The organism is Mesorhizobium sp. M0678, from assembly GCF_040320505.1.
Lineage (GTDB): Bacteria > Pseudomonadota > Alphaproteobacteria > Rhizobiales > Rhizobiaceae > Mesorhizobium.
In genome coordinates this window covers 160,110-186,026 of sequence record NZ_JAMYPT010000007.1, presented here as the reverse complement: position 1 = coordinate 186,026, position 25,917 = coordinate 160,110, and the positions used below count along the sequence as shown (strand labels likewise).

27 protein-coding genes are annotated in these 25,917 nt (G+C 62.6%); 6 read left to right on the top strand and 21 right to left on the bottom strand.

Annotation, left to right across the window (positions count from 1 at the left end; all coding sequences use genetic code 11):
* Positions 1–14 precede the first annotated feature (14 nt).
* From NKI29_RS15525 to NKI29_RS15465, 13 genes are all read right to left on the bottom strand, one after another.
* On the bottom strand, positions 15–1,565 hold the full coding sequence (locus NKI29_RS15525; RefSeq protein WP_352568165.1) for a cation:proton antiporter: 1,551 nt from the start codon (positions 1,563–1,565) through the stop codon (positions 15–17).
* Positions 1,566–1,741: 176 nt separating this feature from the next.
* Entirely contained in the window at positions 1,742–2,806 is a 1,065-nt protein-coding gene (locus NKI29_RS15520; RefSeq protein ID WP_023675358.1) for an ABC transporter ATP-binding protein, read from the bottom strand.
* A gap of 16 nt (positions 2,807–2,822) precedes the next feature.
* Positions 2,823–3,614 carry an ABC transporter permease gene (locus NKI29_RS15515; RefSeq protein WP_352588181.1) on the bottom strand — a complete coding sequence of 264 codons (792 nt, stop codon included), beginning with the start codon at positions 3,612–3,614 and terminating at the stop codon, positions 2,823–2,825.
* A complete protein-coding gene (locus NKI29_RS15510) occupies positions 3,611–4,525 on the bottom strand; it encodes an ABC transporter permease (protein WP_023675356.1) in 915 nt (304 codons plus the stop codon). The genes NKI29_RS15515 and NKI29_RS15510 overlap by 4 nt, the downstream gene beginning before the upstream one ends.
* Before the next feature lie 64 nt (positions 4,526–4,589).
* Complete coding sequence (locus tag NKI29_RS15505; RefSeq protein ID WP_352588184.1) at positions 4,590–5,696, bottom strand: ABC transporter substrate-binding protein; 1,107 nt, start codon at positions 5,694–5,696, stop codon at positions 4,590–4,592.
* A 241-nt stretch (positions 5,697–5,937) separates the two neighbouring features.
* A complete protein-coding gene (locus NKI29_RS15500) occupies positions 5,938–7,110 on the bottom strand; it encodes an iron-containing alcohol dehydrogenase (RefSeq protein ID WP_352588187.1) in 1,173 nt (390 codons plus the stop codon).
* 38 nt (positions 7,111–7,148) lie between these two features.
* The gene (locus NKI29_RS15495; protein WP_352588190.1) at positions 7,149–7,640 is read right to left on the bottom strand and encodes a DUF2569 domain-containing protein; all 492 of its coding nucleotides are present in this window, start codon (positions 7,638–7,640) and stop codon (positions 7,149–7,151) included.
* Positions 7,641–7,682: 42 nt separating this feature from the next.
* Positions 7,683–9,119, bottom strand: coding sequence for an aldehyde dehydrogenase family protein (locus NKI29_RS15490; protein ID WP_352588193.1), 1,437 nt, complete (start codon positions 9,117–9,119; stop codon positions 7,683–7,685).
* Complete coding sequence (locus NKI29_RS15485; protein ID WP_352588196.1) at positions 9,082–9,507, bottom strand: type II toxin-antitoxin system VapC family toxin; 426 nt, start codon at positions 9,505–9,507, stop codon at positions 9,082–9,084. Before NKI29_RS15485 ends, NKI29_RS15490 begins: the two co-directional genes overlap by 38 nt.
* Positions 9,491–9,886, bottom strand: coding sequence for a helix-turn-helix domain-containing protein (locus NKI29_RS15480; protein WP_352588199.1), 396 nt, complete (start codon positions 9,884–9,886; stop codon positions 9,491–9,493). The genes NKI29_RS15485 and NKI29_RS15480 overlap by 17 nt, the downstream gene beginning before the upstream one ends.
* 111 nt (positions 9,887–9,997) lie before the next feature.
* On the bottom strand, positions 9,998–11,368 hold the full coding sequence (locus tag NKI29_RS15475; protein WP_352588202.1) for a glutamine synthetase family protein: 1,371 nt from the start codon (positions 11,366–11,368) through the stop codon (positions 9,998–10,000).
* A 100-nt stretch (positions 11,369–11,468) separates the two neighbouring features.
* On the bottom strand, positions 11,469–13,031 hold the full coding sequence (locus tag NKI29_RS15470; protein WP_352588205.1) for an amino acid permease: 1,563 nt from the start codon (positions 13,029–13,031) through the stop codon (positions 11,469–11,471).
* Between the two features lie 22 nt (positions 13,032–13,053).
* Positions 13,054–13,878 (bottom strand): N-formylglutamate amidohydrolase, encoded by an 825-nt coding sequence (locus tag NKI29_RS15465; RefSeq protein ID WP_352796627.1) that lies wholly within the window; start codon positions 13,876–13,878, stop codon positions 13,054–13,056.
* 145 nt (positions 13,879–14,023) lie between these two features.
* Here NKI29_RS15465 and NKI29_RS15460 point away from each other — a divergent pair, with 145 nt between their 5' ends.
* The 3 genes from NKI29_RS15460 (at position 14,024) to NKI29_RS15450 (ending at position 16,707) form a co-directional block, all read left to right on the top strand.
* Positions 14,024–14,851, top strand: a complete 828-nt coding sequence (locus NKI29_RS15460) for a MurR/RpiR family transcriptional regulator (RefSeq protein WP_023675348.1) — start codon at positions 14,024–14,026, stop codon at positions 14,849–14,851.
* 506 nt (positions 14,852–15,357) lie between these two features.
* Complete coding sequence (locus tag NKI29_RS15455) at positions 15,358–16,173, top strand: SDR family oxidoreductase (RefSeq protein WP_023675346.1); 816 nt, start codon at positions 15,358–15,360, stop codon at positions 16,171–16,173.
* 39 nt (positions 16,174–16,212) lie between these two features.
* Positions 16,213–16,707, top strand: coding sequence for a MaoC family dehydratase (locus tag NKI29_RS15450; RefSeq protein WP_031211357.1), 495 nt, complete (start codon positions 16,213–16,215; stop codon positions 16,705–16,707).
* 41 nt (positions 16,708–16,748) lie between these two features.
* Here NKI29_RS15450 and NKI29_RS15445 read toward each other — a convergent pair whose 3' ends face one another.
* Positions 16,749–17,369, bottom strand: coding sequence for a hypothetical protein (locus NKI29_RS15445; protein WP_352755030.1), 621 nt, complete (start codon positions 17,367–17,369; stop codon positions 16,749–16,751).
* Between the two features lie 83 nt (positions 17,370–17,452).
* Between NKI29_RS15445 and NKI29_RS15440 the strand changes: the two genes are divergently transcribed.
* Positions 17,453–18,094: a TetR/AcrR family transcriptional regulator gene (locus tag NKI29_RS15440; RefSeq protein ID WP_023675343.1), complete on the top strand. Its 642-nt coding sequence runs from the start codon at positions 17,453–17,455 to the stop codon at positions 18,092–18,094.
* 180 nt (positions 18,095–18,274) lie between these two features.
* Positions 18,275–18,514 (top strand): DUF680 domain-containing protein, encoded by a 240-nt coding sequence (locus NKI29_RS15435; RefSeq protein WP_352755032.1) that lies wholly within the window; start codon positions 18,275–18,277, stop codon positions 18,512–18,514.
* 103 nt (positions 18,515–18,617) lie between these two features.
* Here the strand turns inward: NKI29_RS15435 and NKI29_RS15430 are convergent, their stop codons facing one another.
* Genes NKI29_RS15430 through NKI29_RS15405 form a run of 6 tightly spaced genes read right to left on the bottom strand, consistent with a single transcriptional unit; the run spans position 18,618 to position 24,419 of the window.
* Positions 18,618–18,839, bottom strand: coding sequence for a hypothetical protein (locus NKI29_RS15430; protein WP_352796626.1), 222 nt, complete (start codon positions 18,837–18,839; stop codon positions 18,618–18,620).
* Between the two features lie 53 nt (positions 18,840–18,892).
* The gene (locus tag NKI29_RS15425; RefSeq protein ID WP_352690433.1) at positions 18,893–19,471 is read right to left on the bottom strand and encodes a sarcosine oxidase subunit gamma; all 579 of its coding nucleotides are present in this window, start codon (positions 19,469–19,471) and stop codon (positions 18,893–18,895) included.
* Positions 19,464–22,457: a sarcosine oxidase subunit alpha gene (locus NKI29_RS15420; protein ID WP_352796624.1), complete on the bottom strand. Its 2,994-nt coding sequence runs from the start codon at positions 22,455–22,457 to the stop codon at positions 19,464–19,466. The genes NKI29_RS15425 and NKI29_RS15420 overlap by 8 nt, the downstream gene beginning before the upstream one ends.
* The gene (locus NKI29_RS15415) at positions 22,454–22,750 is read right to left on the bottom strand and encodes a sarcosine oxidase subunit delta (protein ID WP_352713637.1); all 297 of its coding nucleotides are present in this window, start codon (positions 22,748–22,750) and stop codon (positions 22,454–22,456) included. Before NKI29_RS15415 ends, NKI29_RS15420 begins: the two co-directional genes overlap by 4 nt.
* Positions 22,750–23,157: a hypothetical protein gene (locus tag NKI29_RS15410; RefSeq protein ID WP_352796621.1), complete on the bottom strand. Its 408-nt coding sequence runs from the start codon at positions 23,155–23,157 to the stop codon at positions 22,750–22,752. Before NKI29_RS15410 ends, NKI29_RS15415 begins: the two co-directional genes overlap by 1 nt.
* Before the next feature lie 8 nt (positions 23,158–23,165).
* The gene (locus NKI29_RS15405) at positions 23,166–24,419 is read right to left on the bottom strand and encodes a sarcosine oxidase subunit beta (protein ID WP_352796618.1); all 1,254 of its coding nucleotides are present in this window, start codon (positions 24,417–24,419) and stop codon (positions 23,166–23,168) included.
* Between the two features lie 200 nt (positions 24,420–24,619).
* Here NKI29_RS15405 and NKI29_RS15400 point away from each other — a divergent pair, with 200 nt between their 5' ends.
* Positions 24,620–24,994, top strand: coding sequence for a YrdB family protein (locus NKI29_RS15400; protein WP_352755042.1), 375 nt, complete (start codon positions 24,620–24,622; stop codon positions 24,992–24,994).
* Between the two features lie 46 nt (positions 24,995–25,040).
* On the opposite strand, the gene NKI29_RS15395 is transcribed toward NKI29_RS15400, so the two are convergent.
* A complete protein-coding gene (locus NKI29_RS15395; protein WP_352633704.1) occupies positions 25,041–25,820 on the bottom strand; it encodes a hypothetical protein in 780 nt (259 codons plus the stop codon).
* Positions 25,821–25,917 lie beyond the last annotated feature (97 nt).

The window sequence follows — 25,917 nt, the reverse complement described above, 5'->3', positions numbered from 1 at the left end:
GCTTGGGCCAGATGCTAAGTGGTCAGCGGCTGGAACCGACCGGGCGGGGATGCTGCCAGTTCCGACCAGTCGATTTCTTCCTCAAGGCGGTGGTAGGCTTCGTCGCCGATCGTTCCGTCGATGCGCAAACGCTCCAGCGCATCGCGCTGGCTCTTGATGGCGTAAAGACGCAATCTGTCATACTCGGTCGCCGCCTGGGCATCCTCCGGGTTTTCGGCGATGGCGCGCTGGGCGGCATATTGCTCTCGCACCGCCCCGGCCGCGCTGGATGTCTTGCCGCTGAGCACGTCCAGCGCCGCCTGCATGATGGCGACGCGCGCCTGCGCCACCTCCCGGTCGACCGTCCGGTCGAGGTCGAGATTGAGCAGAAGCAGCAACGGTTTCAGGCTGACGCCTTGCAGCACCAATGTGCCGAGCACGACCGTGAAAGCGGCGAGCACGATCGGATCACGGCCCGGAAAGTCGGCCGGCAAGGCAAAGGCTGCCGCAAGCGTCACCAGGCCACGCATGCCGCACCAGCCGATAAGCACGCCGCCGCGAAATGTCGGCGCGTCTTTTTGCCTGTCCTCGTCACCCAGACGTGCCAGCGCTCTGAGGATCGCGCCGCAGCCCAGCACCCAGACGAGCCGTGATACGATGACGACGGCCAGCACAGCCAGGGCAAAGACGAACGCCTCGCTTTGCCCTTGCTCGGCAAGTCGACCGACGATCGACCGCGCTTGCAGGCCCATCAGAACGAAGGCCAGCACGTTGAGCACGAACACCGCCGTCTCCCAGACCGAGTAGGAGCTGACACGATTCCTTGCCGGCATGCGGCGCGGCGATGTACGTGCGATCGTCATGGCATAGACGACGATCGTGATGATGGCAGAAAGCCCTATCCTGTCGGCCAGGATCCAGACGCCGAAGGTTGAGGCGAATTGCACCACGGTGCCGCTCGCCGGGTCGTCGATGCGGCCGAGTATGGCGAGAGACAACCGGCCGAGCACATAGCCTGCGGCAAGGCTGCCGACCGTCGACAGCAGGATCATTGGAACGGCACTGCTCAACAGGATGGAGCCGGCGGCTGCGGAAACCGACATCCTGTAGATCAGCAGCGCCGTGGCGTCGTTGAGCAGGCTCTCGCCTTCCAGGATGGCGGTGATGCGGTGCGGCACCTTGAACTGTCCGAGCACGGCCGCCGCCGCCACCGCATCGGGCGGCGCTACGATCGCGCCGAGCGCTATGGCCGCGGCAATGGGCAGGCCTGCCATCGTCCAGCCGACCAGCGCGACCGTCACGGTGGTGAAGATGACGGCGCCAAGCGCCAGCAGGATGAGCGAAACCTTGTAGCGGTTGAGATCGCGCAGCGACGTGTCATAGGCCGCGTCGAGCAGAACCGGCGCGATGAACAGAGCGAGCGCCAGCTCCGGGTCGATCTCGATGGTCGGGGCAAACGGCAGGAAGGCGATGCCGGCGCCGGCCAGCGCCAGCAATGACGGATAGGGAATCTGCAGACGCCGCGACAGCGCGGTCAGGGCGACTGCGATGAGAAGCAGGACAAGGGTGAGTTCGAATAGCGCCATGCCTTATCGTAGCGGTGAAGCCGGGCGATTGGCACTGCAAAAACGGCGACGGCTTTGGCTGCTCGTGAATGGTGAATGGTGAATGGTGAATGGCTGCGTGCAGAGGAATTTCGGCGCGTAAAGCGCATTCTTACTATTCACTATTCACTATTCACTATTCACCATTCACTCTTCTCCTAGTGCAGCACCAGCATGTCGCCCGACGAGAACGAAATCTCGGCCTTTTCGCCGACGGCAGGCGGCGGTGTGGCCGGACTGTTGAACGTGTCGAGCGAGACCGTGCTGCCGCCGATGCCGACGCGAACCCGGATGACCGAGCCGAGGAAATGCACCTCGGCGATTTCGCCCGAAAGGCTGGAATCGCGGCCGGGGTGTCGGCCGAGCGAGATCGCCTCGGGCCGCAGCGCCAGCGACAGCGTGTCGCCGGATTTCGAGCCGTTGAGCTTGCCCTTGAGCGAGACCTCTTGCGAGTTGACGCGCACCTTGCCCGAAGCGGCGTCGGTGACCGTGCCTTCGAGCACGTTCAGCGTGCCGACGAAATTGGCGACGAATTTGGTTGCCGGCCGGTTGTAGATCTCGAACGGCGTGCCGACCTGCTCGGCCTTGCCGCCATACATGACGGCGATGCGGTCGGAGATCGACAGCGCCTCTTCCTGGTCGTGGGTGACGAAGATGGTGGTGATGCCGAGCTTCTTCTGGATCGAGCGGATTTCCTCGCGCAGTGACACGCGCACCTTGGCGTCGAGCGCCGACAGCGGCTCGTCGAGCAGCAGCAGTTTCGGCTTGGGCGCAATCGCCCGCGCCAGCGCGATGCGCTGCTGCTGACCGCCGGAGAGCTGATAGGGATAGCGGTCGCCCATCTGTGGCAGCTTGATGATGTCGAGCATCTCGGCAACGCGCCTGTCGGCATCGGCCTTCGGCATACCGGCGACCTTCAGCCCGAAGCCGATATTCTGCGCCACGGTGAGGTTCGGAAACAGCGCATAGGCCTGGAACACCATGCCGACATTGCGCTGGTTGGGCTTGAGCCGGGTGATGTCCTTGCCGGCCACGACGATCTTGCCGGCGGATGGCTCTTCGAAACCGGCGACCATGCGCAGCACCGTCGTCTTGCCGCAGCCCGACGGGCCAAGGAAGGAGACGAATTCGCCCGGCTCGACGTCGAGGTTGAAATCCTGCACCACGGTGATGGGGCCGAAGGATTTTCGCACATGCTGGATTGAGAGGAATGGCTCGGTCATGGCTTTTTCTTTCGGGTCAGTTCGGACGGTTCGCCGATCGCGGCGCGAAGCGCGACAGGATCTGGATCAGCGACATGCAGCCCCAGGTGATGGCGAAGGCGATGATGGCAAGCGCCGCCGGCTCGTAGGCGCGATTGGCGCCGACGTTCTGCAGATAGGGTCCGAAAGCAGGCCGGTTGAGCAGGCTGGCCATGGTAAATTCACCGATGACGATGGCGAAGGTCAGGAAGGCGCCCGACAGCACCGCGATCAGCACGTTCGGCAGGATGACCCGAGCGATGATCGTGCCCCAGCCGGCGCCGAGGATCTGCGCCGCCTCAGTCAGTGTCCGCACGTCGATGGTGCGAAGCCCGGTGTCGACGGCGCGATACATATAGGGCAGCGCCAGTGTCGCATAACCGATGACCAGCAAGGCATTGGCTCCTGTGTCGCTGGCCAGGAACGGCAGCGGTGAGTTCGACCCGTACATTCTGATGTAGCCGAAGACGATAACGATGGCCGGGATGACCAGCGGCAACAGCGTGATGAACTCGACGACGGGCCTTAGCTGCGGCAGCCGCAGACGAATCCAGTACGCCGCCGGCACCACCACCAGCACGCCAAGGATGATGGTGAAGATGGCGGCGACCACCGAATAGATGAAGGTCGCCTGGAAGCGGGGATCGCCGAGCACGACCTGATAGGCATCGAAGGAATACGCGCCGCGCCGCATGCGCATGGAGAATTCCACGGTCGCGATCAGCGGAATGAAGAAATAGGCCGCGCCCAGCGCGAAGACGATCCAGGCCCAGAATCTGCCGGACTTCATTTGAGCCACCTCTCAGAGCGCGTCCTGAACCAGATGTAGAAGACATTGGCCAGCCCAGTGATGACGATCATGCCGAAGGCGATGGCGTAGCCGAGATGGGCATTGTGCAGCACGTCACCGCGGATCTGCGCGTAGAGCAGGATAGGGACGATGTTAAGCGAGGAGCCGGTCAGAGCGTAAGCGGTGGCGATGGCACCGAAGGCGTTGGCGAACAAGAGGATGACGGTGCCGAGGAAACTTGGCCAGATCACCGGAATGACGACCATGCGCCAGAACTGCGCCTGGGTCGCGCCAAGCGTTGCCGCCGCTTCGCCCCATTCCTTCTTCAGCCCATCGATCGCCGGCACGATGATCACCACCATCAGCGGGATCTGGAAATAGACATAGGTCAGCGTCAGGCCCCAGAACGACAGGATGTTGAAACCATGGGCATAAATGTTGAAGCCGACCAAGACGTTGAGCAGCACCGTGGCGAGCCCGAGCCGGCCGAGCGTCGCGAGAAAGGCGAAGGCCAGCGGCACGCCGGCAAAATTGGAGGCCACGCCGGAAAAGGTCAGTGTCGCCGAGCGTATCCACTCCGGCAGCCCGCCGCGGACGATGGCGATGGCAATGGCAAGTCCCGCGAAAGCACCGATCAGCGACGAGGCGAGGCTGACCTTGATTGAGATCCAGTAGGCGGCAACGATCGACGGCTGCGCCAAGGCCGCTATGTTTTCGAAAGTGAATTCGCCGGCATCGTTCCGGAATGCGCCCAGCATCAGATAGAGCGTGGGCAGGATCAAGAACATGATGGCGAAGATGAAGAAAGGCGCAACGCCAAGCCATTGCGTCGGCAGCCTCATGCTGCGGGCGTCGGCAGGAGGCGCGGTCTTCCCGGCAACAGCGTGATCGGACAACGAGATATCGGTCATGCGCCGGCTACCGTCCTGGAGGTATGCCGGGCGGCGATCTAAGCCGCCCGGCTGATCTCAAGTCTTACTTGACGTTGGCGCCGACGACGGCATCCCAGTTCTTGGTGATGGCTTCCTTGGCCTTGCCCTGCTCGTCGAGCGTCGGGAACACCGCGGCTGCATAGGACTCGGCCGGCGGCAGCTTGGCCATCACGTCAGCCGGGAGCTTGCCATTCTTGGCGAGGTCGTTGAAGCGGATCGGGTGACAATAGCCCTTCAGCCAGCCGATCTGGCCTTCGTCGGAATAGAGATATTCCAGCCATAGCTTGGCAGCATTCGGGTGCGGCGCGTAGGCACTAATCGCCTGAACATAGACGCCGGCGACGACACCGGTCTTCGGCACGACGACGTCGACCGGCGGATTGCCCTTCAGCGTATCGCGGCCGGCAAGCGCGTTATAATCCCAGGTCACCAGGATTGGCGTCTGGCCTTGGGCAAGCGTCGCGGGCTTGCCGATGACCGGCACGAAATTGCCGGCGGCGTTGAGCTTCTTGAAGAAGTCGAGACCAGCCGTGCCGGCGGCTTCGCCGGCAGCCGCACCGCCGGAAAGGCCGGCGGCATAGACTGCCTGGATGGCCTGGTTCGAAGCACGCGGGTCACCGGCGAGCGCCACGGTATTGGCGAATTCCGGCTTCAGCAAGTCGGCCCAGTCGGCCGGCGCTTCCTTGACCAGGTCCTTGTTCACCAGAAACGAAAGCACGCCGTAATAGTCGCCGGTCCAAAAGCCTTCGGCATCCTTGGCGCTGTCCGGGATCGAGTCCCAGGTTGATACTTTATAAGCCTGGATCAGGCCATCCTTCTTTGCGGTCGGGCCGAAGCTCAGGCCGACGTCGATGACGTCGGGCGCTTGCGGGCCCTTGTTGTCCTTGTTGGCCTTGATCGCCTCGACCTCGTCGCCGGAGCCGGCATCCGGGTTGAGTTCGTTGATTGTGATTTCCGGATATTTCGCCTTGAAGCCGTCGATGACCGCGCCGTAGCCGCACCAGTCATGGGGCAGCGCGATGGTGGTGAGCTGGCCTTCAGCTTTGGCTGCGGCGACCAGTTCATCCATGGACTGGGCCGACGAGATGGCAGAGGTCGCCATCAGGGCGACGGCCGAAAGGGAAAGCAGTTTTCCCGTGAATTTGAACATGTGTTCTCTCCGTTGAACTGACGCCGTTGGACGCCTGCGATGCGGTATCGTTTTCGTGTGACAGCCAGATGAAAACTTTGTGAAAGCGATGCCCCGCAGTATGAAAAAGTAAACTCTTTTTAACCGGCTGTAGCAATCGCTTCGCGATTCTTTTTCCGGCTAACTAGTTTCGATCTTGCCTTTCATCTTTCCCCCTTTCCTTTGCCTCTTTCCCAAGTCGATTTCCGATGCGAAAATTGTCTCAGACGGTGCCGGCGATGGCGTTTTCGAGCAGCGTCAGCGCCGCCTTTTTGGTCAGCTTGACGGGGTTGCCGCCGGCGGTCGGGTCGACCACCGCCATGTCGGCAATCAGGCCCTTGCGCTTCTTGTCCATGTCGAGGCCCTTGATCAGGCCGGGCAGCGCGTGCGGCACCTTGAGCTCCTTGCGCAGCTTGACAACAGCCTTGGCAAAACCGTCGAAGCCGCCCTTGATGCCGCAATAGGCGGCGAGCCGGGCTATGCGCGGCTCGATCGCCTCTCGGTTGAAGGCCAGCACATAGGGCATGAACACGGCGTTGGTCATGCCATGGTGGGTGTCGTAGAGCGCGCCGATCGGATGCGACAGCGAATGAATCGCTCCAAGCCCTTTCTGGAAGGCGGCCGCTCCCATGGCAGCGGCGCTCATCATGTTGGCGCGGGCGACCAGATCCTTGCCGTTGGCATAGGCTTTCGGCAGGTTTTCGAAGACCAGCCTGATGCCTTCCACGGCGATGCCGTCGGCCATCGGGTGATAGCCCGGCGCGCAATAGGCTTCGAGGCAATGGGCAAGCGCATCCATGCCGGTGCCGGCTGTGATGAAGCCCGGCATGCCGACCGACAGCTCCGGATCGGCAATGACGATCGCCGGCAAAAGCTTTGGATGGAAGATGACCTTCTTGGTATGGGTCGCTTCATTGGTGATGACGCCGGCGCGGCCGACTTCCGAGCCGGTGCCGGCCGTGGTCGGCACGGCGATGATCGGCGCGATCGCATCGGCATCGGCGCGTGTCCACCAGTCGCCGACGTCCTCGAAATCCCAGACCGGCCGTGTCTGCCCGGCCTGGAAGGCGATGAGCTTGCCGAGATCGAGCGCCGAGCCGCCGCCAAAGGCAATGACGCCGTCATGCTTGCCCTTCTTGAACACGGCAATGCCGGCGGTCAGGTTGGAATCCACCGGGTTCGGCTTGACCTCGGAAAATACGCCATACGGCACCTTGGCGTCGTCGAGGATCTTCAGCGTCGAGGCCACCACCGGCAGTCTGGCCAGTCCCGGATCGGTGACGAACAGCGGCCGCTTGATGCCGGTCGCCGCCAGCACCTCCGGCAGCTCCTTGATGCGTCCGGCGCCGAAGCGGACGGTCGTCGGGTAATTCCATTTGGAAACGAGTTTTGTCATTTCGACCTTCTTGACTGCTTTCGTGCTCTTGGATGTCATTAGTTCACAAAGGTGTTGGCCACACGTTCCGACCGCATCATGTACGGAACCCAGATGACTGCGGCCCATATCGAGCGCGAAATTCCGCCCACGGTGTCTGCGTCGTACGCATCGGCCAATTCTGGAACGACGGTGGGAAAAGCCAGATGCACAGCCCATGGATCGAGAACGGCATATACCGGCATCGCGAATGCCCAAATCATGTACCAGCCGGGGAATATCTGCCAGCGCTTGAACATGAAGAACAATATTAGGGCCGGGGCCGTAAGGTTTAGTATGCCGGATATCACCAATTCGGCAAGAATCAGCACACCTTGGGACAAACTGTAGGCCTGCCAGTTCTGTAACATGCCGAGATAGTCGGAATTGTGCAGTTGTACCAACCCCAGTATCGGCGTGAGCATCAACCCGAGCATCGGCAGGACAAGCCATCCGCCGATACTCTCGGGACCCTCACGATCTGGCAGCGCCGATTGTTGTGTATCCGCCATTACTCCCCCTCAACAGCGATCGCATGCTTGTCGATCGCCACCTTAGATCACCTCGCGCAGATGGTATGATTTCGGCCTGGTCAGATTGTCGTAGCCGATGGCCGACAGTGCCGCGCCCTTGCCGGTGTCCTTGACGCCGGTCCAGACCAGCGCCGGGTCGAGATAGTCGCAGCGGTTCATGAACACGGTGCCGGTCTCGACGCGATCGCCGATCGCCGCCGCATGGCCGGTGTCGCGCGTCCAGATCGAGGCCGTCAGCCCATAGGGGCTGTCGTTCATCAGCGCGATCGCTTCCTCGTCGTTGCGCACCTTCATGATGCCGACGATCGGGCCAAAGCTTTCCTCGCGCATGACGCTCATCTGGTGGTCGACCTGGGTCAGCACTTCCGGCGCCAGATAGGGGGAACCTTGCCTGTCGTTGGCCACCTTCATATTGATGTGTGCCCTGGCGCCCTTGCGCAACGCCTCGGCCTTCTGCTCGCGGATCAGGTCGGCGAAGCGCGCCTGCGCCATCGGCCCCATGGTGGTCGCCTGGTCGAGCGGATTGCCGACGACGTAATTCCTGGTCTCGGCAATGAAGCCCTCGACGAATTCATCGTAGACCTTCTCGTGGACATAGACGCGTTCGATGCCGCAGCAGCACTGGCCGGAATTGTAGAAGGCGCCGTCGACCAGATTGGCAACGGCATGGTCCATCTTTGCGTCCGGCAGCACATAGGCCGGATCCTTGCCGCCGAGTTCGAGGCCGAGCGTCATGAAGGTGCCCGCCGCCGCCTTTTCGATGGCGCGGCCGCCGGCGACCGAGCCGGTGAAGTTGACATGGTCGATCTTGCCGGAGCCGAGCAGCCTTTCAGTCTGCGCGTGGTTCAGGACGAGGTTCTGGAACAGGCCCTTGGGCAGGCCGGCCTTATCAAACGCCTGCTGAAACCGTTCGCCGACCAACAATGTCTGTGCCGCATGCTTGAGGATGACGGCGCTGCCCGCCATCAGCGCCGGGACGATGGTGTTGACGGCGGTGAGATAGGGATAGTTCCACGGCGCGATCACCATGACCACGCCGAGTGGCACCTTCTTCACATAGCGGCGAAAGCCGTCCTTCGGATTGGAGGCCATGACCGGCTTCAGGGCCGCCTCGGCGATCTCGACCATGTAGCTGACGCGTTCCCTGACGCCGCCGAACTCGCCGCCATAGCGCACCGGCCGGCCCATCTGCCAGGCGATCTCCGGCACGATCTCGTCGGTCATGGCGACCAGCGCTTCCAGCATGGCAAGCATGTATTTGCCGCGCTCGACGACCGGCGTCTCAGCCCACTTCTCCTGCGCCGCCTTGGCACGTTCGACCGCGGCACCGATCGCCTGGTCGGTGGCAAGAGGCCGTTCGGCATAGATCGAACCGTCGACGGGGGATTTTATCTTCACGGTTTCCAAGGAGGTCTCCAAATCAACAAGGCACTGTTTTGACGAAGCCGGCCGCGCCATAGGCAAGGATTGCGCGATCGCGGGTGATGATCTCGAGGTCTTTCGAGCGCGCCGTGGCTATGATGATCCGATCCGTTGGATCGTTGTGAACGACGCCGGGCAGGAACGAAGACTCGACCAAAAGCTCACTGTCGATCCCCTCGACGCTCGCTGCCCCGGTCTGCACGAACCGTTCGAACCATGCGAGCGGTGACTTGATGAATGGCAACCGGCCCTTGGCTACAAGCATGCCGATTTCCCAGGCGGACATCACGGAAACGGCGATCACGCTGCCATTTTTGCGTGCGCTGGTCACCTTCTCGACCGCAGCCCTCGTGACCGGCTGCTCCGTTGACAGCCACAGCATGAAGCATGTGTCGAGCAGAACCCCCTCACTCGTCATAGACATTGCCCCAATCCGGATCGGCGGGCGCGGTATAGTCGACGTCCGGAAGCAGGGTGAGCGTCCCGGCCATGCATCCAAACAACGGATCGGCACCCCGAGGCGGCACGATGTACTCTTCCTTGTTGCCGTTCATGTCGTCCACGAAATCCACTTGCCCCTCCTTGAAACCAGACCGGCGATCAGGCTCCGGTGGCTTCGCCGCATCATTGGAACTTCCCAGGTGCACCAATATCTCGCTTTCCTGCCGGTCGAGAATTTCAGCAATCTTGCGTATCTCGTCGACCTGCATACGCCGCTCACCGTTCAGTGTCCGCGACAAGGCGCTGTAGTGTATGTTCATGCGGCCGGCCATGCTGCGTACCGTGAGCTTGCGCTCGTTCATTCGACTCATGAACCACGCCTTGTCGACATGGGCTCTACCTTTGGGCAAACGCTGCCTCCTGCGTGTTGCTGGTGCGATAACCGCAACAATATTGCGTAAAGCGCAACGCCGTCAATACCGCTCGAACCCCCTGTGCAGTTCCCAGTCCGTAATCCGGCGGTCGTACTCCAACTGTTCCCAGTGTGCCGTGTGGACGTAATGTTCCAGCACATCGTCGCCGAGCGCCTGCCTCAGCATTTTCGATTCCGCCAGCGTCGCGGTGGCGTCGCGCAATGTCTTTGGAATTTCAGGCAGCTGCGAGGCCTGGTAGGCATCACCGACGAAGGGCTTCTGCAGTTCAAGCTTTTCATCGATGCCGGCAAGCCCGGCCGCGATCAGCGCGGCGAAAGCCAGATAGGGGTTCAAATCGGCGCCGCCGATGCGGCATTCCATGCGGATGCCCTTGGTGCCCTCGCCGCAAAGACGGAAGCCGGCGGTGCGGTTGTCCTCGCTCCACATGATCTTGGTCGGCGCAAAGGTGCCGGCCTGGAAGCGCTTGTAGGAATTGATGTAGGGCGCCAGGAACCAGGTGAATTCCTTGGCATATTTGAGCTGGCCGGCCGCCCATTGCTGGCCGAGTGTCGACAGCGTCCACTCGGCATTTTTGTCGTAGAACAACGGCGTCTTGCCGTCGGCGCTCCACAGCGAATTATGGATGTGGCTGGAATTGCCGGCGAGCCCGTAATTGTACTTGGCCATGAACGAGATCGCCTTGCCTTCGGACTCGGCGATTTCCTTGGCGCCGTTCTTCAGGATGACGTGGCGGTCGGCCATGTCGAGCGCCTCGGCGTAGCGGACATTGATCTCTTCCTGGCCTGGCCCCCACTCGCCCTTCGAATTCTCGATCGGGATGCCGGCCGCCTCCATCTCGTTGCGCAGCCGGCGCATGACGCCTTCTTCCTTGGTGGTGATGCCGATCTGGTAGTCGCCGATGTAGGGCGATGCCGTCTCGAGGCCCTGCCAGTGCTTCTTGCGGGCGGAATCGTAGGTTTCGCTGAACAGATAGAATTCGAGCTCGGAAGCGAAATAGCCGATATAGCCGCGATCCTGCAGCCGCTTGACCTGCTTCTTCAGCATGGCGCGCGGCGAATGCGCCAGGTCGTCATGGGTATGGTGGTCGAGCACGTCGCAGATCACCAGCGCCGTCTTCTCCAGCCACGGAACGAGCCGCAGCGTCGCAAGGTCCGGCTTCATGACAAAATCGCCATAACCCTTCGACCAGCTCGCCGCCTTGTAGCCGGGCACCGGTTCCATATCGATGTCTGCCGCCAAGAGATAGTTGCAGCCATGCGTCTCGTCATGCGCGGAATCGACGAAATAACGGGCCAGGAACCGCTTTCCCGCGAGCCGGCCCTGCATATCGACGATGCAGGCCAGCACCGTGTCGACCTCGCCGCTGGAGACCGCTTGCTTCAACTGATCGAACGAGAAATTTCCGGCCATTCCTTTGGCACTCCAGCGCTTGTCGTTTCGGGCTTGTCACTTTGAAAAGGAAACGGAAATCCATGGCCGGCACGATGCCGGCCATGGTCATCAGAGAGCGTCAGGCGCCGGCTTCGCCGACGGCTATCTCGGCTGCCTTGATCGCCGCCTGGCGCTTTGCGATCTGGTCGCCGATGGGCGGACCCTGGAAGCGGCGGTTCTCGAAACCGAACCAAAGCACCGCGGTCAGCACAATGAAGCCCAGGGTGATATAGAGCACTTTGTCGTTCGGCGGCTGGATGGCGATGTAGAAGATGATCGCCATGCCGATGACCGACAGGATGCAAAACAGCTTGAACAGGCCGGCGCCGAGATTCCATGGGCCGGGGTTCGGCCATTTCTCCGTTCCGAAAGCCATCATGCCGAGCACGATCGGAATAATGAAGGACAGAAACAGGAACACCAATGTCGAATTGACGACGATGGTATAGATGTTCGTGCCGCCGACCGAGATGAACTGGGCAAGAAAGACATAGATGACCTCGAGCACAGCAGCCGTCCAAATCGCATTGACCGGCGTGCGCCAGGTCGGGCTGACCTTGGCTAGCGAGGCCGAGCCGACCGGCATGCCGCCGTCACGCGAAAAGGCGAAAAGCATGCGCGAGGCAGAGGTGACCGTTGCCAGACCGCAGAGGAACTGCGCGATCAGAATGCCCAGATAGAGCAGTGTCTTCAGCCACGCCGGCAAGATTGCGTCCATCGTGGCGAAGAACACGCCCCAGCCCTGCTTGGCGCCGGCCGCCAGATCCGGAATCGCCAGTACGATCGCGCACAGCATCACCCAGCCGATCAGCGACGACCAGAGTACGGACGAAACGATTGCCCGCGGAACCGAGTGGGCCGCCCTCAACGTTTCTTCCGAAGTATGCGCCGACGCGTCATAGCCAGTGATGGTGTAAACCGGCAGCAGCAGGCAGAGCAGGAAGAGATACGTCATGGAATCGGACTGCGGGAAAACACCGCCCCCCGCATCGCCCGAATAGTTCGTGAACGTCCACAGCCGCGTGATGTCGATCGCTGGCGCAAACACCAGGCAAGCGACGATCAGCACGGCTGTCGTTGCCAGGATCAGGAAGCCGGAGGCGTCCGTCAGCATAGCCGTCAACCTGATGCCGAAATGATTGAGCAGCGCCTGCAACACCGTGATGAAGGCGACAAACCCGACGATCTCACCAGGCGTGCCGGTCATGCCGAAGGCTGCGCCGAAAGTGCCGACGAAAAAGAAAGCCGTGCCGATGTTGATCGCACCGAGCACGGTGATCAGGCCGAGCAGGTTGAGCCATGCGGTCAGCCAGCCAGTGAAACGGTTCCCCAGAATAGATGCCCAGTGATAGAGGCCGCCCGCGGTCGGAAATGCAGAGGCGATCTGGGCCATGGCGAGCGCGAAAAGTCCCGAAACCATGCAGCCGACGATCCAGCCGATACCAGCGCCCGCGCCACCAATGGACGATGTCGCTTGCGCGAAGGAATTGATGCCGCCTGAGAGAATGCAGATGATCGAGAACGAGATCGCGAAATTCGAGAAGCGGCTCATGCTTCGAGAAAGTTCCTGAGCATAGCCCATTCCATGGAGAACTTTCAGGTCCTCCTTCTTATCAACTTCACTGTAACCCGGTGCTACCATTTTGAAGTCCCCTTTTGGTTTCTTAGCTGGCCGATTGAACTGACTCTCCGACTGCGCTTGGTCTGGGGCCATTGGCCGCCTCGGGCTCCAGATTGAGAAAAATGCCGGTGAGCAGATCCGCCCATTTCCGCTGCCCGGCCGCGCCGGAGATCTCGTCGTTGCGGATTTCGATCATCGCGCAAGGCAGCCCGCGCGAGCGCGCATGGCGTTCCAGCGTGAAATAGACCCGGTCGGCCGGCGAATAGGGTTCGTTGACGCCGACGGTGACGCCGGCGAGCCGCTTCAGCGCCGCGATCAGCGGCGCCGCCAGCCGGCGGTCCTCGTCATGGATGATGCCGATGTGCCAGGGCCGGCTTTTGCCTTTGTAGAGCGGCGTGAAGGAATGGATCGAGACCAGCCTGGTCTCCCGCCCGGCCGCCAGGCGCTCGTCTACGATCGTTGCGATCCGCTCGTGAAACGGTCGCCACGCCAGCGCGATGCGCGCCTCCCGCTGGTCGGCCGAAAGTCCCTGGTTGGCCGGGACCACGGTTTTTTCGCTGGCGCTGACCGTCACTATCAGGTCCGGCGCGTCGAGCGGGCGGTTGCAGTCGATGACGAGCCGCGAGATGCAGGTCTCGACCAGCGTCGCATCGAGCGCCTCGGCCATGCGGCGCGCCACCGGCAAGGCGCCGGGATCCCAGGCGATGTGGCGGGAAAGATCCTCGGCGGCAAGGCCGAGCGTTCCGAATTCCGGTGGCAGGAAATTTGAGGCGTGGTCGCAGGTCAGCACGAAGGGGCTCGATCCGCCGGGGTTCGTCACCCTTACGGTTTCAGGCGATGCAAGGCTGGCGGGCCGTGCTGTCTCCATTGTCTGCTGTCCCCGGGGAGCGCTGTATCGTATGTTACGTATTTTGCCTCATTGCGTCCCTGCGGATGATTTCATACAGTTTGGCCGGCTTTGTCAAACGCGATTTCGATAATGCGCTAACGGCACGGCCAGGGTGGGGAAAAACATGGTTTCCAGCATTGCCGAACTGATCTCCGACCGCATCGGCACCATGCCGGCAGGCGAGCGGCGCGCAGCGCAAGCGCTGATCGCCAGCTATCCGCTGATCGGGCTGAAGACGGTCGCCGAATTCTCGGCTACGGCCGGCGTATCATCGCCCACGATCCTGCGTTTCGTCGCCCGGCTCGGCTTCCAGAACTATCCGGAATTCCAGTCGACGCTGCAAGACGAGCTGGCGGCGCAATTGCAGTCGCCGGCCTCGCGCACGCTCAATCCGCCATCGCCGGGCAGCAGCGCCGTGTCGCCGATGCTGGAGGCGACCCTCGACAACATGCGCGAGACCTTCCGGCATCTCTCGGACAAACAGCTTGCCGACATCGTCGCCAAGCTTGCCGACCGGCGCGGCAAGACATTCCTGATCGGTGGCCGCTTCACCGACCCGCTGGCGCGCTACATGGCCGCCCACCTCGCCATCATCCAGCCCAACGTTTTTCACCTCGGCGGGCAGGAAAGCGTCTGGCGCGACCGACTGATCGACATGGGTAAGCGCGACGTGCTGGTGATCTTCGACATCAGGCGCTACCAGGACAGCCTGGTCCGCTTTGCCGAGACGGCCAACCAGCGTGGCGTGCAGATCGTGCTGTTTACCGACCAGTGGCTGTCGCCGATCGCCCGCTTCGCCCGCCACGTCATCGCCGGGCGCACCGCCGTGCCTTCGGCCTGGGACTCATCCGCCGCCCTTTTCGTCGTTGCCGAAGCGCTGATCGGCGCCGTCACAAGGCAGCTCGAGGCCGACGGCGCCAAACGCATCCGCGAGCTGGAAAGCCTGCGGTAGAGCCCCTCCGGAAAGGGACGCGTTTCGCTTCGGTCTAGTCCTCTAAAAAACTGATCATCTGCAGGATCAGGATCAGCAAAAAGACGCCAAAGACAGTCGCAAAAACCGCTGCCAGCAGGACGGTGCGTTGTTTCTTACCCATGGCTTTCCCCCCGAAAGCATAGTCCCCGTCCACGAATACGAATGTCAGTCCCGCCCCACTGCTCGGCCACCTCCCAACTCCTCAAGACCCGCCTGCGGCTGGGGCGGAGGAGTAACGACGACTGGTTCACGCGCGAAATGAACAGCTTACCAAGGTGCTCGCTAACGGGCACGGCCGCATCATTCATCCGACCCATGTCACGGCCGAATGACCACCTTGCATTTCGGGCTTAACCATTCAGCCGCTAAAGCGTGCCCCACCCCAGCTACTTTACCCATGGCAAGCATGATCGAAGTTCGGCTAGCCTTGTCGACGCGAAGCCGCTTCCTGAACCAAAGCGCGGTGAACTGCACGGAGGAATTCGATGAGCTATCTGGACGAGCTGTTCTCAGTCGCCGGCAAGACGGCGCTGGTCACCGGCGCCGCGACCGGCATCGGCCGCATGGCGGCGACCGCTCTGGTCATGGCCGGCGCCGCGGTGATGATCGCCTCGCGCAAGAGCGAGGATTGCGTCAGGGTAGCGGGCGAGTTGAACGGCCTTGGCGCATCCGGCCGGGCGGAAGGTTTTGCCGGCGACGTCTCCAGCGAGGCCGGCATTGCGGCGCTTGTGGCCGAGGTCAGGGCGCGGACCGAGCGGCTGCATATCCTGGTCAACAATGCCGGCATCTCCTGGGGCGCGCCGCTGGAAAGCTTTCCCTACCATGCCTGGGCCAAGGTGTTCGGCGTCAACGTCACCTCGGTCTTCCACCTGACGCGCGAATTGCTGCCTCTGCTCGAGGCCGCGGCCAGCGACGCCGACCCGGCCCGGGTGATCAACCTCGGATCGGTGATGGGCACGCAGCCTTTAGCCGAAGATGCCTACTCCTACTCGGCCTCGAAGGCCGCGGTTCACCACCTGACGCGCATCCTGGCAATCGAGTTCGCCGCCCGCCGCATCACCGTCAACGCCTTTGCGCCTGGCCCTTTCCAGAGCCGGATGACGGCCTTCGCCACCGGCACCGAGGACCAGGCAAGACATATCGGCAACCACGTTCCGATCGGCCGCATCGGCGCACCGGATGACATTGCCGGCGCAACGCTCTATTTGTGCAGCCGGGCCGGCAGCTATGTCACCGGCGCCATCCTGCCGATCGATGGCGGGCAGTCGGTGCAACACGGGCTGACATTGTTCAAGGAATGAGACGCACGCCATCCGGCGAGTGAAATGCCGGGGGTGAAGATGGAGGACATCAGCGTGGAACCGATCAGTCTCGATGTGCTTCTGGCCAACGTCGGCAAGGAAGTCGGCGTGTCGCCATGGCGGGTCGTCACCCAGCGCATGATCGACCAGTTCGCCGATGCCACCGACGACCATCAGTTCATCCATTGCGATCCGGAACGCGCCAGCCGCGAAACGCCGTTCGGCGGCACCATCGCGCATGGCTTCCTGTCGCTTTCGCTGTTGTCGGCGATGACCTTCGAAACCATGCCGCCGCTGGAAAACAGCAAGATGGGCGTCAATCACGGCTTCGATTCGCTGCGCTTCCTGGCGCCGGTGAAGACCGGCTCGCGCATCCGCACCCGTTTCGTGCTGGCCGACGTCAAGGTCAGGCCGTCGGGGTGGGTGCAGACGGCGCACGACGTGACGATCGAGATCGAGGGCTCGAAAAAACCGGCGCTGACCGCACGCTGGCTGACGCTGACCCTGATCGAACGCCAGCCGGAAGCGGTCTGACTCTCGTCAGGCGGAGAAGCCCAAATCTATCTGTGCCAAATCTATTTAGCTTCGGCCGCGACGTACTTCATGTGGCGGCTGACCTGCAGCGCAATGTAGACGACCAGTGAACAACCGATTGGGAACACGATCTCGTTGAGGCCGGTTGCGATCGCCTGTGGCATTGCGAGAGCAGCGTCATTTGCCGCGGCCGTCTCGATGGTCAGCACCGTGGTGCCGCCGCCGAATACCGCGCCTATCAGGGCGCCTGCCAGCGCGAAATGGAGCGGACGCGGTTCTTCCTTCGATGCCAGCGACGCCAGTGCCCAGCCGAGCAGCCCGTATTCGATCGCCCGCAGCACACCGAGCGTCGTGAGCGACAGGATGGCCGGCTTTGCCGCCGCGTCCAGCGCGCTGACCATAACCTTTTGCGTCCCTTTGGCGATGCCCATCGCCAGTGGCTCCGAAATCGCACCGATCAGGCCACCGAGCGAGCCTCGCACCTTGGTGAGCGCCGTGCCGAGGCTGACGCCGGCGCAGACGAAGAACGACCAGGTCACGCCTTGCGCCAGTTCGATCAGAAACTGCGTCGTCGCGGGGTTGGCACCTGCCGCAAATCTGACGGTCAGAATGAGAGCTTCCATGGCGAAGCCGAGCGCGATCGCCAGCCATGCGACAGTCAAGCTTCTGCTTCGTGCCACCCTTGCCCGACGCCGTACAGCGTATATATGCTGCATCCAGCCATCAGTCATAAGGCAGTAGAAAGTTGCAGCTAAGCGTCCAGGAGCGCCGCGAAAAACAAAAGGCTGAACTGCGTTCCGAACTTGTCGACGCCGCGCACAAGCTTGTCCAGGAAGAAGGCTATGACGGCCTCACCATCCGCAAGCTCGCCAAGCGCGTTGGCTATGCGCCGATGTCGGTCTATTCCTATTTCGCCGACAAGCAGGACATCCTGTTCGCGCTGGCCGAGGATGCCTTCGAGACCTTGGCCAGGCGCATCGCAAATCATACGGCCGACGACCCGATCGAGGCGCTCAAGGCGGTGCTTGTCGAATACGCCGCCTTTGGACTGGAAAATCCCAACGAATACCGCACCGTCTTCATGACCGAAAAAGTCAGGCCGCCAGCCGGAAAGACCTTCGCCGAAATGGAGAGCGGCAACCCGGCGATGAAAGTGCTGATCGCGAGGGTCGAAGCCTGCGTTGCCGCCGGCAGGCTCAAAGGCGATCCACGCGCCATCGCCACCATGCTGTGGGCGGTCGGCCACGGCGCCATCTCGCTGCTGATCACCTTCCCGTTCTACCCGTTCGGCGACCAGACGACGTTCATCACACGGATCGGCGACATCATGCTCGAAGCCATCGCCGCGCACGAGATTGCGCCGCTCACGCCGCCGGTCAACTGCTGAAGAGCGGCGCTCCTCCCGATCTGTAATTTCTCCGAACGCTCCGGCGCCGAGCGTCCGGCAATTCCTGCGCTCAATTTCTCCGTACATGTACGATTTTGCTTGAACTCCCTAAGTCCTGGGCGTATCTGTACGCAATTCCGTACATGTACGAATCCAATAACTGGAAACCGGAGACAGACCATGAAGAAGGCAATCCTCGCGCTCGCCGCCCTGCTGGCGCTCTCTGGCGCCGCATTTGCCGGCAGCAGTCAGACAGGCAAGCAAGAAGCGGCCTGCATCGACACCAAGGTCGATGTGAAGCTCGATTGCGCGCCGACCGGATCGCTTGAAAAGGCGGACGCCGCGACCCACAAGGCCGACAGCAAGGGCCCGAGGCTCGGCATCGGCATCGACCCGTGGATCGTGCCAAGCAGCTTCTGAGCCGATCGGGCGACAATACGCGGTGAGGAAACGAAAGGGCGGCAGCAATTTCCGGCCGCCCATCGTGCCGGCCTCAGCCCTGCTTTTTGTCACCCCGCGCAGATCACTTCTTGCGCTTCTGTCCCACCACGCTTTTGGGCTTGCCGGGTCTTGCCGGTGCGCCGGGAACGGCCGTTCCGGTGATCGACACCGGATCGCTGGCCGGGAATGTATCCTCGAGGCCTTCCTCGAGTTCCTCTTCGATATCCGTCCCCGTGCGCTGCTCGTCTTCGAAAGAGCGCACGGCCGGCGTCTTGACCGGCGACTTCGGCGCGGAGTTCGGCATTTGCATTCTCCCTCGGCTCGCTGTCGCAGAACGGTCGGGCGCGGCGAACATGCCTATGCTGCCGCGTCGCGCGCTGCCTCCAATAGAAAAGTAAAGACATAATCGGAAAAGGAACGCCAGCATTCGACGCGGAACGCGTCGGCCGCCGTGCGCAACAGCACGATTTCGACCTTGCCGAGAATGGTGCGCGACGCCGCCCCGACCGGAAAGGCGTCGAGCGACAGATCCTGCGGGCAGCCGGCATTGATCGTCGCCGCGGCAGCCGGACCGATAACCGATATGGCGACGTTGCGGTGCGAGATGCCGACCGCCGAATGCAGTACGGAAATGCTGGCGCAGTCGGCGAGCGGATCTTTTCCGCTCTCGTCGATGACCAGCCATTCGTCCGGCCCGAGCCACAAGGCCGTGCGTCCGGCCTTTGCCGCCGAGGTTTTCGGCCTTTGCGGCAGGACAACGCCGAGCGCTTTCGAAAGTGCCGCAATCGAGGCTTCCGGCGCGCGCAGCGATATGCGCTCGGCCGGCGGCAGCACGGCAAGTGTAACGCCGGCGGCGGAAAGCGACTGGCCGGCGAGAGCCGGACGGCGTTCGACTGAGGGTCCGGCGGCGTCGGTTTTCAAAGCGGCCTTAGCCATTGAGGCGCTCCCCCTTCTCGTCGAAGAACACCATCCCGGTGACCTCCACCTCGATCACCCCGTTCGGCATCGGCACATAGAGCGTCTCGCCCGTGCGATCGCGGCCGCCGGCGACCAGCCCCAGCGCGATCGAGCGGCCGCAATTTTGCGACCAATAGCTCGAGGTGACATGGCCAATCATCTTCATCGGGATTGCCTGCTTCGGGTCCGCGACAATCTGCGCGCCCTCCTCCAGCACCACCTTGGGATCCCTGGTCTTCAGGCCGACAAGCTGCTTGCGGCCCTTGGCGACCAGATCCGGCCGCGCCATGCCGCGAATGCCGACGAAGTCGGTCTTCTTCTTGCCGACCGCCCAGTCGAGCCCGGCGTCGTTCGGCGTCACCGTGCCGTCGGTATCCTGGCCGACGATGATGTAGCCCTTTTCAGCGCGCAGCACATGCATGGACTCGGTGCCGTAAGCACAGGCGCCATGCTTCTGGCCCTCGGCCCATAGCGCTTCCCAGACTGCCTCGCCGTAATCGGCCGGCACGTTGACCTCGAAGCCGCGCTCACCGCTGAACGACATGCGAAACAGCCTGGTCGGCACGCCGCAGATCCGGCCTTCGCGCACCGACATATGCGGCAGCGCCTCATCCGACATGTCGATGCCCTCGACCAGCGGCGCAATGATGTCGCGAGACTTCGGTCCCTGCACGGCAATCACCGCCCACTGCTCGGTGATCGAGGTCAGCCAGACGTGGAGATGCGGGAACTCGGTCTGGAGATAGTCTTCCATATGGTTCATGACGCGCGGCGCGCCGCCGGTCGTCGTCGTCACATGGAAACGGTCGGGTGCAAGCCTGCCGACGACACCGTCGTCATAGATGAAGCCGTCCTCGCGCAGCATGATGCCGTAACGGCAGCGGCCGGGCTCGAGCTTCTCCCATGGATTGGTGTAGAGCAGTTCCATGAATTTGGCCGCATCCGGCCCGACCACCTCGATCTTGCCCAGCGTCGAGGCGTCAAACAGGCCGGCTGTCTTGCGCACCGTGACGCACTCACGATCGACGGCGGCATGTATGTCCTCGCCCGGCTTCGGGAAATACCAGGCGCGCTTCCATTGGCCGACATCCTCGAATACAGCGCCCTGGCGCTCGGCCCAGGGATGGATCGCCGTCTTGCGGGTCGGGTCGAACAGGGGACCCCGCGCGTGGCCGACGATCGAGCCGAATGTCACCGGCGTATAGGGCGCGCGGAACGTCGTCAGCCCGACCTGCGGGATCGGCTTGCCCAACGTCTCGGCGGCAATCGCCAGGCCGTGCATGTTGGAGGTCTTGCCCTGGTCGGTCGCCATGCCATTGGTGGTGAAGCGCTTGACGTGCTCGATCGAGCGCATGCCCTCATGCACTGCCTGGCGGATGTCCTTAGCGGTGACGTCGTTCTGGAAGTCGACAAAGGCCTTGACCGTCGTATCCGATCCGGCACCGGGTGCTGCACCCAGCATGCCGCGCGACCAGCTCTCGCCGGCGTCGACCTTCGGCTTGGTGCCCTTGGCCGGCCTGCTGCCGGCGTCCTTGGCCGCCTTGGCGCCCGCTGCATAGGCCTCGTCGATCGTCGCCGACAGCCCGTCGGTACCGTTGCAGGCGCCGACCGAGACGCAGTCCTGCGCATAAATTCCGGGCACGAAGCGCTTGGTCTCGTCATTGAAGGCGACCTTGCCGCGCGATTGCGAGAACAGATGCACCGATGGCGTCCAGCCGGCCGACATCAGAATCGCGTCAACCGGGATGGTGCGCTCGCCGCCGCCATTCTTCGGCTGCACAGTCATCGACGACACCCGCAATTTGCCGCTGGCGCGGATCACCGCGCGGCCGAAATTGACCTCGATGCCGAGCGCCCTCGCCTCGTCGATCGCCGGCCCGGTCGGGTTGTCGCGCAGGTCGACGATCGCCGCCACGTTGATGCCGGCCTTTTTCAGGTCGATCGCCGCCGCATAGGCGGAATCGTTCGCCGTATAGACGCCGATATTCCTGCCGACGGCGACGCCGTGATGGTTGAGATAGGTGCGCGCCGCCGACGCCAGCATGATGCCCGGCCGGTCGTTATCGGCAAACACCATGTGGCGCTCGATGGCGCCGGTCGCCAGCACCACGCGTTTGGCGCGAACCTGCCACAGTCGCTCGCGCGGCAGGTCGCGGCCGGGGTTCTGCAGATGGTCGCTGACGCGCTCGACCAGCCCGACGAAATTCTGCGCGTAATAGCCGAAGGCCGTGGTACGCGGCAGCACGCGGACATTGTCCATCGCGCTCAACTTGGCGAGAGCCGATTGCGCCCAGGAAAAGCCGTCCTGGCCTTCGATCTTCGCGCCGCTCTCGAAGCGCAGACTGCCGCCGAATTCCGCCTGCTCGTCGGCAAGGATAACGCGCGCGCCGGTCTCGGCCGCGGCCAATGCCGCGGCGATGCCCGCGGCACCGCCGCCAAGTACCAGCACCTCGCAATGGGCGAAGCGCGCCGAATAGTGGTCGGGATCCGGCTGGTCAGGAGCGACGCCGAGACCGGCGGCGGCGCGGATCTTGGGCTCGTAGAGGTTTTTCCACGCGGCCTTCGGCCACATGAAGGTCTTGTAGTAGAAGCCGGCCGAAAGCATCGGCGAGGCAATACTGCTGACGGCGCCGACGTCGAAAGCGAGCGACGGCCAGCGGTTCTGCGACTGGGCGGTCAATCCGTCATAGAGTTCCTGCACCGTGGCACGAACGTTCGGCGTCTTGCGTCCCGCGTCGCGCTTGATCTCGACCAGCGCGTTCGGCTCTTCGGCGCCAGCCGACAGAAAACCGCGCGGCCGGTGGTACTTGAACGAGCGGCCGACGAGATGGACGCCGTTTGCAAGCAGCGCCGAGGCCAACGTATCGCCCTCGATGCCGGTATAGGGGCGGCCGTCGAAGCTGAAGCCAGCTATCTTTGCCTGTTTGAGCCGCCCGGCGCCGGCAATGCGGAACGTGGCGCTCATTTGGCGGCTCCCGGCAGCTTGGTGGGCTTCGGTTCGCCGGCCTTGTAAGTCATCAGGAACCTGTCGCTGACGGTGTCGCGCACGGCATTGAAGAACCGCGCACAGCCATGCATGTGCCGCCAGCGCTCATAGATGATCCCCTTGGGATTGGAGCGGATGAAAAAGAACCTTTCAAAATCGTCGTCGCTCTCGCCGGCGATGTTTGGGGAACGCGCGATATGCGCCTCGCCGGCGTTGCGGAATTCGAGCTCCGGACGCTCTTCCTCGCAATAGGGGCAGCGGATGAGAAGCATCAATCGACTTTCTTGGATCTAGACCCATCATGTGCAGAGCCGTCATGTCTGCCACGATTGGTCACAACATTTTCTTCGGCAGGGCGGTCTTCGACGAGCAATCCTACCGCCCGCAAATTCACTTTGGCTCGATCGACATCAGCCTGCGTTCGTGGTCCAGAGAAGGTTCTTGGGGAACCGATATCCAGAAAAGCGTTTTCGAGTATTTTCGGTATGGCAAACGCCCATACGCAGAAAAAAGTAGGTACGCCCACAATTACAAACATGGCCAACATGACGGGATCGACCCCGTTGGGCTCATACCCGACTATTCGAACCAAAATCTCCCTGACCACTAACAGCATGAAGAGCACCGTGGCGCCCACGAGGGCCAATCCGAAAAGCATGGTGTGAGTCTTGCGCGTCATTGCGGCCTTCAGTGCGCCACCGCTGCCGCCGCCGCCTCGTCGATGAGGCGGCCGGTGCGGAAACGCTCGATGGTGAAGGGCGCGTTGATCGGGTGCGGATCGTCCCTGGCGATCGTATGGGCAAAGACATGGCCCGAACCCGGCGTCGCCTTGAAGCCGCCTGTGCCCCAGCCGCAATTGACATAGAGGCCGGGCACCGGCGTCTTGGCCAGGATCGGCGAACGGTCCGGCGTCACATCGACGATGCCGCCCCATGAGCGCAGCATCTTCATGCGCGTGAAGATCGGGAACATCTCGCAGATGGCGTCCAACGTATGCTGCAAAATGTGCAGACCGCCGGTCTGCGAATAGGAGACATACTGGTCGGTGCCGGCGCCGATGACCAGCTCGCCCTTGTCGGACTGCGAGATATAGGCATGCACGGTGTTCGACATCACCACGCAAGGCACCACCGGCTTGACCGGCTCCGACACCAGCGCCTGCAGCGGATAGCTTTCCAGCGGCATGCGCACGCCGGCCATGTTCATGATCACCGATGAGTGCCCGGCGGCCACCACGCCGACCTTCCTGGCACCGATGAAGCCGCGCGTCGTCTCGACACCGGTTACAGCGCCGTTCGGCGCCCGCCTGACCCCGGTGACCTCGCAATTCTGGATGATGTGGACGCCGCGCGCCGAGGCGCCGCGCGCATAGCCCCAGGCAACCGCATCGTGACGCGCCGTGCCGCCGCGGCGCTGCAGGGAGGCGCCCATCACCGGATAGCGCGCATTGCGCGAAATGTTGAGCGGCGGGCAGAATTCCTTGGCCTGCTCCGGCGTCAGCCATTCATTGTCGATGCCGTTCAGCCGGTTGGCGTGGACGTGCCGCTTCAGCACCTGGATGTCGTGGATGTTGTGGGCGAGCATCATGACGCCGCGCGGCGAATACATGACGTTGTAGTTGAGCTCCTGGCTGAGCCCGTCCCACAGCTTCAGCGCATGGTCGTAGATGCCGGCGCTCTCGTCGTAGAGATAGTTCGAGCGGATGATGGTGGTGTTGCGGCCGGTATTGCCGCCGCCGAGCCAGCCCTTTTCCAATACCGCGACGTTGGTGATGCCGTGCACGGTGGCGAGATAATAGGCGGTGGCCAGGCCGTGGCCGCCGGCGCCGACGATGACGACGTCGTACTCCTTCTTCGGCTCCGGCGAGGACCACTGTTCCTTCCAACCCTTATGGCCGCGCATGGCCTCGCGGGCGATGGCGAATACCGAGTATTTCTTCAACGTCGCAGGCCTCGCAAATGGCGGCCGGGCAGATCAGCCAACCCCGGCGCGCGAGCTTGTATCACTAGCGAAACCGTGCTGCCAGCCTTGCACTGTTTGCGACGGCGCTTGCCGTTTTGCGCCGTGGTGAAAAAGCCGCATCCGGGCAGGTTGATGCAATTGCCTTCCACCGCTATCCGTCGCCTGACGATCGGAGGATTATGGCGGTGGGTAACGTCTGGTGGAATCTGACATTGCGCTTCTTGCTGGAGCTCGCCGCTTTGCTCGGCCTCGGCATGGCGGGCTGGAGCCTCTCAGCGGGCATGTGGCGCTGGATCCTTGCCGTGGCATTGCCGTTCGTTGCCGCCGCGCTCTGGGGAGTCTTCGCGGTGCCGAACGATCCGAGCCGCTCGGGGCGGGCACCGGTTCCGGTGCCGGGCGGTTTGCGGCTGGTGCTCGAACTCGTCATCCTGTTCGGCGGCGCTGCCGGATTCCACCTGGCCGGCTACACGACGGCCGGCATGGCCGTCGCCCTGCTGATCGCCGTCAGCTACGCATTTTCGCTCGATCGGCTCGGCTGGCTGCTTAGGCAATAGTGGCCTTGCACCGTTTGCGACGGCGCTTGCCGTTTGCGCCGTGCTTTCACTGGTCGCTGTTCTGAGCTTCGCTTTTCGTTGGGTCAGCCGGAGCACGCTTCACGATGCACGGCCCGATTGCATAGATCGATCGCAAATAACCCTCACGGCAATCGGCCGCGATTTTGCGAACTTCCGCGTCGTTCGACTGCTCCGCCATGGCAACGAAGCGCTCGACGATCACCTCGCGTGGCCTGATCGCCACTGCCGCCGCAAAGCGCCGCAAAACCGCATCCGGATGTTCGAGTAACCGTGGCAGGTCCTTGGAACTCGGCATGACATAGTGACCATAGGCGTCGACCAGTGTCGTGAAAGCTGAGTCCAGACGAAGCGCGGCGGCATTTTCCACCGCAAGCCTTAGCTGCCAGCGCTGTGCAAGGCAGATGAATTGGACGACCCTCCACCGAACGCCGGCATGTTCGTCATCCAGCCGCAGCATCACGCGGCCGAGAATGGTGCCGTCCGCAGGCGTGGTGCACCCTAGAAGCGCCTCGATCGCGTCGCACCGGATGCCCGAAGATTCGCTGTCGAGCAGATCGGCTATTTCCGCGACAACGCAATTCATCTTGTAGCTTGTTTTGGGACTGGCTTCGGCCACCAAGAAAGCGGCGGCGGCTTGGGTATGAAGGTTGCCGGACGTCAGCAGCGGCCGGAGATTTTCTATCGGAAAGCCTTTGCCAAATTCCGATTGAAGGGCGGACGTCAACTCGCTGTCGCCCTCGAAGCCGGGGGCCAACAACCTGCTCATTATGTCTTGGGGGGTCATTGGAATGGGTGGCGCGTCCACCCGCGAGTTTTGGATGACGATCCGTAGCCTGGTGGCAAGCGGACGTCAAGAAGGGCTGTCGAGGGCAGCGCAGGTATCGGGTGGCTCGCGCCGCCCC